The following is a 10,256-nucleotide window of genomic DNA, read 5'->3' as shown; positions in this document are numbered from 1 at the left end:
TTATTCCTCTGACACGCCGCGTTATTGCGCTTTTTTATCTATCCTTTCAGTCAATATTCCTAAAACTTTTCAATAATTTCTAATTAGCACCAGTGCGGAACCCCAGGCGTTTATTTATTGAACGACGTGCGCATGTGAGGAAAATATGTCATCACCAAATGAGAAGAATAATCGTTATCTTTTGACTGACTGGAAGCCAGAAAATCCCGCTTTTTGGGAAAATAAAGGCAAACACATTGCGCGAAGAAACCTCTGGATATCAGTGAGTTGCTTACTACTCGCATTCTGCGTCTGGATGTTATTTAGTGCGGTTGCGGTAAACTTAAATAAAATTGGTTTTAATTTCACCACCGATCAACTCTTTTTATTAACGGCATTACCCTCTCTGTCTGGCGCAATATTACGCGTCCCCTACTCCTTTATGGTACCTATATTTGGCGGCCGCCGTTGGACCGTTTTTAGTACGATAATCCTGGTTATTCCCTGTGTATGGCTCGGTTTCGCTGTGCAAAATACCGCTACTCCTTTCGGTGTATTTATCATCATTGCGCTGATGTGTGGATTTGCCGGCGCCAATTTTGCTTCCAGTATGGGGAATATCAGTTTCTTCTTCCCGAAAGCGAAGCAAGGTAGTGCGCTGGGCGTGAATGGCGGTCTCGGTAACCTTGGTGTCAGCGTGATGCAGTTAATCGCGCCGTTAGTCATTTTCCTACCCCTATTCACCTTTTTAGGGGTACAAGGCGTACCGCAGCCTGATGGTTCGTTATTGTCACTGGCAAACGCCGCATGGATTTGGGTTCCGCTGCTGCTGCTCTCAACGCTGGCTGCGGGCGTGGGAATGAATGACATCGCCAGTTCCAAGGCCTCAATCGCCTCTCAGTTACCGGTCCTTAAACGCTTTCATCTGTGGCTGCTAAGCCTGTTGTACCTTGCCACTTTCGGTTCGTTTATCGGCTTTTCAGCCGGTTTTGCCATGCTAGCGAAAACCCAGTTCCCCGACGTTAATATTCTGCAACTGGCGTTCTTTGGGCCGTTTATCGGCGCACTGGCACGCTCGGCGGGCGGCGTTATCTCTGACAAGTTCGGCGGAGTACGGGTCACATTAATCAACTTCATCTTTATGGCGCTGTTTAGTGCGCTGCTGTTTCTTACCCTCCCCGGCTCAGGAGAAGGAAATTTTGTTGCCTTCTATCTGGTGTTCATGGGCTTGTTCCTGACCGCGGGACTGGGCAGCGGTTCAACCTTCCAGATGATTGCAGTGATCTTTCGCAAAATCACCATCTACCGCGTGAAGCTGCAGGGTGGAACGGAAGAACAGGCCCAGCGTGAAGCGGTGACCGATACCGCAGCGGCACTGGGTTTTATCTCCGCCATCGGCGCCGTGGGGGGGTTCTTCATTCCAAAAGCCTTTGGCTCTTCTCTGGCGCTGACCGGTTCGCCGGTAGGGGCAATGAAAATCTTTTTAGTGTTTTACATCGTCTGCGTGCTGGTGACCTGGTTGGTCTATGGCCGCAAATCGCAAAAAAAATAACAACTATTTGGCCTGCAGATCGTAGGCAGCGTCCATTAGGAGCAGGAGAAATGTCATGAGTAAACTGTTGGATCGCTTTCGCTACTTTAAACAAAAGGGCGAGACGTTTGCCGAGGGGCATGGGCAAGTGATGCACACCAACCGGGACTGGGAAGACAGCTATCGTCAACGCTGGCAGTTCGACAAAATTGTGCGGTCTACCCACGGCGTGAACTGTACCGGCTCATGCAGCTGGAAAATCTACGTCAAAAACGGGCTTGTGACCTGGGAAACACAACAAACTGACTACCCGCGAACCCGCCCTGACCTGCCCAACCATGAGCCACGCGGCTGCCCACGCGGTGCCAGCTATTCCTGGTATCTCTACAGCGCTAACCGACTAAAATACCCGCTGGTACGTAAACGTCTGATCGAACTGTGGCGTGACGCCCTGAGCCGCGAGTCCGATCCGGTGCTGGCCTGGGAATCTATTATGAACGACCCGCAGAAGTGCCAGAGCTACAAACAGGTGCGCGGGCGCGGCGGGTTTATTCGTTCCAACTGGAAAGAGCTAAACCAACTGATTGCCGCCGCCAACGTCTGGACGGTAAAAACCTATGGCCCGGACCGGGTTGCCGGATTCTCACCCATTCCCGCCATGTCGATGGTATCCTACGCGGCGGGTACGCGTTACCTCTCGCTGCTAGGTGGAACCTGCCTGAGCTTCTATGACTGGTACTGCGATTTACCGCCGGCATCACCCATGACCTGGGGTGAGCAGACCGACGTTCCGGAGTCAGCCGACTGGTATAACTCCAGCTATATCATTGCCTGGGGCTCAAACGTCCCACAAACCCGTACGCCAGACGCCCACTTCTTTACGGAAGTGCGTTACAAAGGCACCAAGACAATTGCCATTACGCCGGACTACTCGGAGGTCGCCAAGTTATGCGACCAGTGGCTGGCACCGAAACAAGGGACCGACAGCGCACTGGCCATGGCCATGGGGCACGTGATCCTCAAAGAATTCCACCTCGACAAACCCAGCGATTACTTCCTCAATTACTGCCGCCGCTACACCGATATGCCCATGCTGGTCCTGCTGGATGGCCGCGAAGATGGCAGTTTTGTCCCTGGTCGAATGATGCGTGCTTCAGACCTGATAGATGGTCTGGGTGAAACCAACAACCCGGAGTGGAAAACCGTAGCGTTTAACAGCAACGGTGAACTGGTCGTGCCGAACGGTTCGATTGGCTTTCGTTGGGGTGAAAAAGGGAAATGGAACCTGGAGCCGCTGGCGGCTGGCGCGGAAACGGAACTGTCGTTGTCATTGCTCGGACAGCACGATAACGTGGCCGGTGTCGCTTTCCCTTACTTTGGCGGCAATGAAAACCCACATTTTCGCAGCGTGAAGCAGGAACCGGTACTGATTCGACAATTGCCGGTAAAACGTCTCACCCTCGCGGATGGCAGCGTTTGCCCGGTGGTCAGCGTCTATGATCTGGTACTGGCAAATTATGGTCTGGACCGTGGACTGGATGATATCCATAGCGCGAAAGATTACACCGAAGTTAAAGCCTACACACCGGCCTGGGGCGAACAAATTACGGGTGTTCCGAGCCGTCATATCGAACAAATCGCCCGTGAGTTTGCCGATACCGCACACAAAACCCACGGTCGCTCGATGATCATCCTCGGTGCGGGTGTGAACCACTGGTACCACATGGACATGAACTATCGAGGGATGATCAACATCCTGGTGTTCTGTGGCTGTGTCGGACAAAGCGGCGGTGGCTGGGCACACTATGTGGGTCAGGAGAAACTGCGCACGCAAACCGGCTGGTTGCCATTGGCCTTTGCGCTGGACTGGAACCGTCCACCGCGCCAGATGAACAGTACCTCGTTTTTCTACAACCACTCCAGCCAGTGGCGTTATGAGAAAGTCACCGCGCAGGAGCTGCTCTCTCCGTTGGCCGATGCCTCGAAGTTCACCGGACATCTGATCGACTTCAACGTCCGCGCCGAGCGGATGGGCTGGCTACCGTCTGCTCCACAACTCAACCTTAACCCACTCACGGTAAAAGCAAAGGCACAACAAGCCGGATTATCCCCTGCTGAATATACCGCGCAGGCACTGAAATCCGGTGATATCCGCTTTGCCTGCGAACAACCTGACAGCGGCAAAAACCATCCACGTAACCTGTTCGTCTGGCGTTCTAACCTGTTGGGCTCTTCCGGTAAAGGGCATGAATACATGCTCAAATATCTGCTGGGTACTGAAAGCGGGATTCAGGGTGAAGCGCTTGGCGAAACCGATGGCATTAAACCGGAGGAAGTGGAATGGCAGTCGGCGGCGATTGAAGGCAAGCTCGACCTGTTGGTGACGCTCGACTTCCGCATGTCCAGCACCTGTCTGTTCTCCGATATCGTGTTACCTACCGCCACCTGGTATGAAAAAGACGATATGAATACCTCGGATATGCATCCGTTTATTCACCCGCTGTCGGCTGCAGTCGATCCTGCCTGGGAGTCAAAAAGCGACTGGGAAATTTATAAAGGCATCGCCAAGGTGTTTTCTGAGGTGTGTGTCGGCCATCTGGGACAAGAAACCGATGTGGTACTGCAACCGCTGCAGCACGACTCCCCAGCTGAACTGGCGCAGCCGTTTGATATCCAGGACTGGCGTAAAGGCGAATGCGACCTTATTCCGGGTAAGACCGCGCCCAATATCGCCGTTGTGGAGCGTGATTATCCCGCCACTTACGAACGCTTCACCTCGCTCGGGCCGTTGATGGACAAGCTCGGCAACGGTGGGAAAGGTATTGCGTGGAATACCCAGGCAGAGGTCGATTTCCTCGGCAAGTTGAATTACACCAAGCGCGAAGGTCCGGCGAAAGGCCGCCCGCTGATCGACACCGCGCTGGATGCCTCGGAAGTGATCCTCGCACTGGCGCCGGAAACCAACGGTCAGGTGGCGGTGAAGGCGTGGGAAGCGCTGGGGGCAATGACCGGTCGGGACCATACGCATCTGGCGCAGAACAAAGAAGACGAAAAGATTCGTTTTCGCGACATTCAGGCGCAGCCGCGCAAAATCATCTCCAGCCCGACCTGGTCGGGTCTTGAAAGCGAGCACGTCTCCTATAACGCCGGTTATACCAACGTGCATGAGCTGATCCCATGGCGCACCCTGTCGGGTCGTCAGCAACTGTATCAGGATCACGCGTGGATGCGCGCCTTCGGGGAAAGTCTGGTGGCGTATCGTCCACCCATTGATACCCGTAGCGTCAGCGAAATGCGTGAGATACCGCCAAACGGCTTCCCGGAGAAAGCACTCAACTTCCTGACGCCGCACCAGAAATGGGGCATCCACTCTACCTACAGTGAAAACCTGCTGATGCTGACGCTGTCGCGTGGCGGGCCGATTGTCTGGATCAGTGAAACTGATGCTAAGGAGTTAGGTATTGAAGACAACGACTGGATCGAAGCTTTCAATGCAAACGGAGCACTAACCGCACGCGCGGTGGTCAGCCAGCGTGTACCGCCAGGCATGACCATGATGTACCACGCACAGGAGCGAATCATGAATATACCCGGCTCCGAAGTCACCGGAATGCGCGGTGGTATTCATAACTCCGTCACCCGTGTGTGTCCTAAACCGACCCACATGATTGGCGGCTATGCGCAGTTGGCGTACAGCTTCAACTATTACGGAACAGTCGGCTCTAACCGCGATGAGTTCATCATGATTAGGAAAATGAAAAATATTAACTGGCTGGATGATGAAGGTCGCGATCAGGTACAGGAGGCGAAAAAATGAAAATACGCTCACAGGTAGGCATGGTTCTGAATCTGGATAAGTGCATCGGCTGCCACACCTGCTCCGTCACCTGTAAAAACGTCTGGACCGGGCGTGAAGGGATGGAATATGCGTGGTTTAACAACGTCGAGACAAAACCCGGCATTGGTTACCCGAAAAACTGGGAGGACCAGGAAGAGTGGCAAGGCGGCTGGGTGCGCGATGTTAACGGTAAGATCAGACCGCGCCTGGGCGGCAAGATGGGGGTCATCACCAAAATTTTCGCCAACCCTGTCATTCCGCAAATCGATGATTATTACGAGCCGTTTACCTACGATTACCAGCACTTGCACAGTGCGCCGGAAGGCAAAAATCAGCCCACTGCCCGCCCGCGCTCGCTGATTGATGGTAAACGGATGGACAAAATTATCTGGGGTCCAAACTGGGAAGAATTGCTGGGTGGTGAATTCTCAAAACGTGCCCGTGACCGTAACTTCGAGAAGATGCAAAAGGAGATGTACGGTCAGTTTGAAAACACCTTCATGATGTATTTGCCACGCCTGTGCGAACACTGCCTGAACCCAAGCTGTGTCGCCACCTGCCCGAGCGGCGCCATCTACAAACGTGAAGAAGATGGCATCGTGCTGATCGACCAGGATAAGTGCCGTGGTTGGCGTTTGTGCATCAGCGGTTGTCCGTATAAGAAAATCTACTTTAACTGGAAGAGCGGCAAGTCAGAAAAATGCATCTTCTGCTATCCACGTATTGAATCCGGCCAACCTACCGTGTGTTCCGAAACCTGCGTCGGACGTATTCGCTATCTTGGCGTGCTGCTGTACGACGCCGATCGCATCGAGGAAGCGGCCAGCACCGAACATGAAACCGACCTTTATGAGCGTCAGTGCGATGTGTTCCTTAACCCGCACGATCCGGCCGTCATTGAAGAAGCGCTGAAACAGGGTATTCCGCACAACGTAATTGAGGCGGCTCAGCGTTCACCGGTTTACAAAATGGCGATGGACTGGAAGTTGGCACTGCCGCTGCACCCGGAGTATCGCACCCTGCCGATGGTCTGGTATGTGCCGCCGTTGTCACCGATTCAGTCTTACGCTGATGCCGGTGGTCTGCCGCACAATGGCAACATTCTGCCCGCGGTTGAGTCACTGCGAATCCCGGTCCAGTACCTCGCCAACATGCTCAGTGCAGGTGATACCGGTCCGGTACTGCGCGCCCTGAAACGCATGATGGCGATGCGTCACTACATGCGCTCGCAAACCGTGGAAGGCGTAACCGATACCCGTGCAGTTGAGGAAGTGGGCTTAACCGTTGAACAGGTTGAGGAGATGTACCGCTATTTGGCCATTGCCAACTACGAAGACCGCTTCGTGATCCCAACCAGCCATCGTGAAATGGCGCGTGACGCTTTCCCGGAGAAAAACGGTTGCGGCTTCACCTTCGGCGACGGCTGTCACGGCTCGGATACCAAGTTCAATCTGTTTAACAGTAGCCGCATTGACGCTATCGATATCACCGAAGTACGCGATAAAGCGGAGGGTCAATAATGCAAATCCTCAAGGTTATCGGTCTGCTGATGGAATACCCGGACGCGTTGCTCTGGGAGTGCAAAGATGACGCCTTCGCGCTGGTCGCCAGCGATGCGCCCATGCTAAGCGGGTTTACCCACGAACTGCTCAATGCCCCGTTACTGGATAAGCAAGCCGAATGGTGTGAAGTATTTGACCGTGGACGCGCCACCTCACTGCTGCTGTTCGAGCATGTGCATGCCGAATCCCGCGACCGCGGTCAGGCGATGGTCGACCTGCTGGCCCAGTACGAAAAAGTTGGGCTACAGCTTGACTGTCGCGAACTGCCGGATCACCTGCCGCTGTATCTGGAATATTTAAGCGTGCTGCCTGAAGCAGAAGCCAAAGAGGGATTGCAGAACGTTGCACCGATACTGGCGCTGCTCGGCGGTCGGTTAAAACAGCGCGATACCCCCTGGTATCAACTGTTTGACGCCCTGCTGTTGCTTGCCGGAAGCCCTCTATCAAGTGACAGTGTCACGAAGCAGGTTGGTGCTGAAACCCGCGATGATACCCGTCAGGCACTGGATGCCGTCTGGGAAGAGGAACAGGTGAAATTTATTGAGGATAATGCGACTGCCTGTGACAGTTCACCGTTACAAAACTATCAACGACGCTTTAGCCAGGACGTGGCACCACAATATGTCGACGTCAGCGCGGGAGGCCCGAAATGATACAGTATCTGAACGTCTTTTTTTACGACATCTACCCGTATCTGTGCGGCACGGTGTTTATCCTCGGGAGTTGGTTACGCTACGACTACGGACAGTACACCTGGCGTGCCTCCTCCAGCCAGATGCTGGATAAACGCGGTATGGTGCTATGGTCAAACTTGTTCCATATCGGCATTTTGGGGATCTTCTTTGGACACCTGTTTGGCATGTTAACCCCACACTGGATGTATGCCTGGTTCCTGCCAGTTGCCGTGAAACAACAGATGGCGATGATTGCCGGCGGTCTGTGTGGCGTATTGACGCTGGTAGGCGGCGCGGGTCTGCTGGTGCGCCGTCTGACGAACTCGCGTATTCGCGCAACGTCCTCCACTGCAGATATCCTGATCCTGTGTATCCTGTTGATTCAGTGTATCCTCGGCCTGACCACTATCCCGTTTTCGGCACAACATCCGGACGGCAGTGAAATGCTGAAACTGGTGGGCTGGGCGCAGTCGGTCGTCACCTTCCAGGGCGGTGCGTCTGCGCATCTGGATGGCGTGGCGTTAATCTTCCGGGTACACCTGGTGCTGGGGATGACGATTTTCCTGCTGTTCCCGTTCACTCGTCTGGTTCACGTCTGGAGCGCACCGGTTGAGTATTTCACCCGCCGTTACCAGATAGTACGTTCTCGCCGATAATTTTCTCTGCTGTCCGGTAGCGCGTGCACTTACCGGGCAGCATCGCTATCCCACTTTTTGTACGTTATGATGCTTCTCCATTCCAGGAGAACGCCAATGAAACCACAGGTTTACCACGTTGATGCCTTTACCTCAGAACCCTTTCGCGGCAATTCAGCGGGAGTTGTGCTGCATGCGGATGGGTTGAGTGACGCCCAGATGCAGCTGATAGCACGTGAGCTGCGCCATTCGGAAACGGCTTTTCTACTGACCAGTGACGACAGCGATGTGCGTATTCGCTACTTCACGCCAACGGTCGAAGTGCCCATCTGTGGGCATGCTACCGTCGCCGCGCATTATGTTCGCGCCAACGTGCTGGGGCTGGGTGATACGACCGTCTGGCAAACGTCACTTGCCGGTAGGCACCGGGTCGACGTACATACGCACGGCGCTGACTACCGCATCAGCCTGGAGCAAGGGAAACCTGTTTTTGAGGCGCCGCTGGATGGGGCCATTCGCCGCGCGATTATTAACGCGCTGCACCTCACTGAAGACGATATGCTGCCTGGGTTGCCGATTCAGGTGGCATCTACCGGGCATTCAAAAGTGATGATCCCACTGAAGCCCGAGGTGAATATTGACGCCCTTTCCCCTGACCTGCCCGCGCTGACGGCAATTAGCAAAGAGATTGGCTGTAACGGCTTCTTCCCGTTTCAACTCCGTCCGGGCGAAAACGCAACCGATGGCCGCATGTTTTCACCGGCTATCGGAATTGTGGAAGATCCGGTCACCGGCAACGCGAATGGTCCAATGGGCGCCTGGCTGGTACACCATAACCTGATGGCTCATGATGGCAAAACGTTGCATGTTCAGGGGCACCAGGGACGTGCGTTGGGACGCGACGGCATTGTTGATGTGACGGTGACTATCCGTGATAACCAGCCAGAAAAAGTGACGATTTCCGGCTCTGCAGTGATCCTGTTTCACGCCGAATGGGCGATCGATTTTTAAATCTTCAGGTAGGCCGGATAAGGCGATTACGCCGCATCCGGCATTAATTCTGATGCCCCTATTTTCCCGCCTCCGGATGCGTATCAAACGCCGCCATTACTGTCGCCAGTTCCTCCTCGCTAAAGCCGTGTTTTACATCGTCAACGCCCAGGCCGAAGCGTTCCTGCAACAGCGTATACAAGCTGGCAACGTCAGGCAGATTAATCTGCTCTACCGCGTGACCATCCTGATAATGAGTAAAGTGGAAATTGGTCAACGTCAGCTTGCCGCCGTCGGGTAAATGGCGACACATCAGCAAATGGTGGCGGAAATGCGACTGCGGCCAGTGTGCAGACCAGAAATTACCCATCAGATAATCGCTGTGATGTTGCACCACCAGATCGAATCGGTACATTGACTGCCAGTGATCATGATGGCGGAACTGCAATATCCAGTCTTCCCCCTGCTGAATCAGGCGATATTCGCCGTGTGGCGTCTTCTGCTCAATGTTAGCCTGCAGACGAATCGGCGCTGTCAGCGTTTGTCCGCCAAATCCAACATCAGCGATCCACTGTTCACCCTGTAATTCAACCAGTAACAGGCGATGTGTACGCGGCGGTAGGCTTGACGGATTCGCCAATACCACGCGTCCCAGCAAACTGCGTACGGTAAAGCCGATGTCGCGCAGCGCCCGTTCAAATACACCATTTTGTTCAAAGCAATAGCCACCGCGGCGAGCAGTGACCAACTTCTCTTCAAGGGACACATCGTCAAGCTGCATTTCACGCGGCAGCAGCACATCAAGATTTTCAAAGGGTATGGCACCGTTATGCAGTAAGTGCAGCGCTCTCAACGTTTCAATGTCGACGTTGGGCACACCTGACCAGCCAATACGGGCAAAATAAGCGTTTAAAAAAGGCGTCATACGGGATTCCTGTTTGTTGAATGTTGTACTTATAACGCATTTTTAATTTTACGCTGTCGCTTTTGTGCGCTGTTCCCCCCGGCGAGGCGACAAAATCGCTAATCCCGTTACTATCTATGTTT

Annotated in this window: 7 protein-coding genes; 6 read left to right on the top strand and 1 reads right to left on the bottom strand. The window is 53.9% G+C overall.

The genetic code is table 11. The features are described 5' to 3' along the window. Positions 1-145 precede the first annotated feature (145 nt). From NNN64_RS18565 to NNN64_RS18540, 6 genes are all read left to right on the top strand, one after another. Positions 146-1,531 (top strand): NarK family nitrate/nitrite MFS transporter, encoded by a 1,386-nt coding sequence (locus NNN64_RS18565; RefSeq protein ID WP_202038624.1) that lies wholly within the window; start codon positions 146-148, stop codon positions 1,529-1,531. Between the two features lie 55 nt (positions 1,532-1,586). Further along, the gene (locus NNN64_RS18560; protein ID WP_271442342.1) at positions 1,587-5,327 is read left to right on the top strand and encodes a nitrate reductase subunit alpha; all 3,741 of its coding nucleotides are present in this window, start codon (positions 1,587-1,589) and stop codon (positions 5,325-5,327) included. Continuing rightward, positions 5,324-6,868, top strand: coding sequence for a nitrate reductase subunit beta (gene narH, locus NNN64_RS18555; protein WP_137381847.1), 1,545 nt, complete (start codon positions 5,324-5,326; stop codon positions 6,866-6,868). Before NNN64_RS18560 ends, narH begins: the two co-directional genes overlap by 4 nt. Further along, positions 6,868-7,563: a nitrate reductase molybdenum cofactor assembly chaperone gene (gene narW, locus NNN64_RS18550; RefSeq protein WP_271442341.1), complete on the top strand. Its 696-nt coding sequence runs from the start codon at positions 6,868-6,870 to the stop codon at positions 7,561-7,563. The genes narH and narW overlap by 1 nt, the downstream gene beginning before the upstream one ends. Continuing rightward, entirely contained in the window at positions 7,560-8,240 is a 681-nt protein-coding gene (gene narI, locus NNN64_RS18545) for a respiratory nitrate reductase subunit gamma (RefSeq protein ID WP_271442340.1), read from the top strand. Before narW ends, narI begins: the two co-directional genes overlap by 4 nt. 96 nt (positions 8,241-8,336) lie before the next feature. After that, entirely contained in the window at positions 8,337-9,230 is an 894-nt protein-coding gene (locus tag NNN64_RS18540; protein ID WP_271442339.1) for a PhzF family isomerase, read from the top strand. Between the two features lie 58 nt (positions 9,231-9,288). Here NNN64_RS18540 and nhoA read toward each other — a convergent pair whose 3' ends face one another. Continuing rightward, on the bottom strand, positions 9,289-10,134 hold the full coding sequence (gene nhoA / locus NNN64_RS18535) for an N-hydroxyarylamine O-acetyltransferase (protein ID WP_271442338.1): 846 nt from the start codon (positions 10,132-10,134) through the stop codon (positions 9,289-9,291). Positions 10,135-10,256: the final 122 nt, after the last annotated feature.

The organism is Citrobacter sp. Igbk 14 (assembly GCF_028069825.1).
Classification (GTDB): domain Bacteria; phylum Pseudomonadota; class Gammaproteobacteria; order Enterobacterales; family Enterobacteriaceae; genus Citrobacter.
The sequence above is the reverse complement of the archived record's forward strand: the minus strand, read 5'-3'. Positions and strand labels throughout refer to the sequence as shown.

What these genes read in the sequence shown, in the direction of transcription:
- NNN64_RS18565 (WP_202038624.1), top strand. Translation starts at nt 146, where the DNA reads ATGTCATCACCAAATGAGAAGAATAATCGTTATCTTTTGACTGACTGG.
- NNN64_RS18560 (WP_271442342.1), top strand. Translation starts at nt 1,587, where the DNA reads ATGAGTAAACTGTTGGATCGCTTTCGCTACTTTAAACAAAAGGGCGAG.
- narH (WP_137381847.1), top strand. Translation starts at nt 5,324, where the DNA reads ATGAAAATACGCTCACAGGTAGGCATGGTTCTGAATCTGGATAAGTGC.
- narW (WP_271442341.1), top strand. Translation starts at nt 6,868, where the DNA reads ATGCAAATCCTCAAGGTTATCGGTCTGCTGATGGAATACCCGGACGCG.
- narI (WP_271442340.1), top strand. Translation starts at nt 7,560, where the DNA reads ATGATACAGTATCTGAACGTCTTTTTTTACGACATCTACCCGTATCTG.
- NNN64_RS18540 (WP_271442339.1), top strand. Translation starts at nt 8,337, where the DNA reads ATGAAACCACAGGTTTACCACGTTGATGCCTTTACCTCAGAACCCTTT.
- nhoA (WP_271442338.1), bottom strand. Translation starts at nt 10,134, where the DNA reads ATGACGCCTTTTTTAAACGCTTATTTTGCCCGTATTGGCTGGTCAGGT.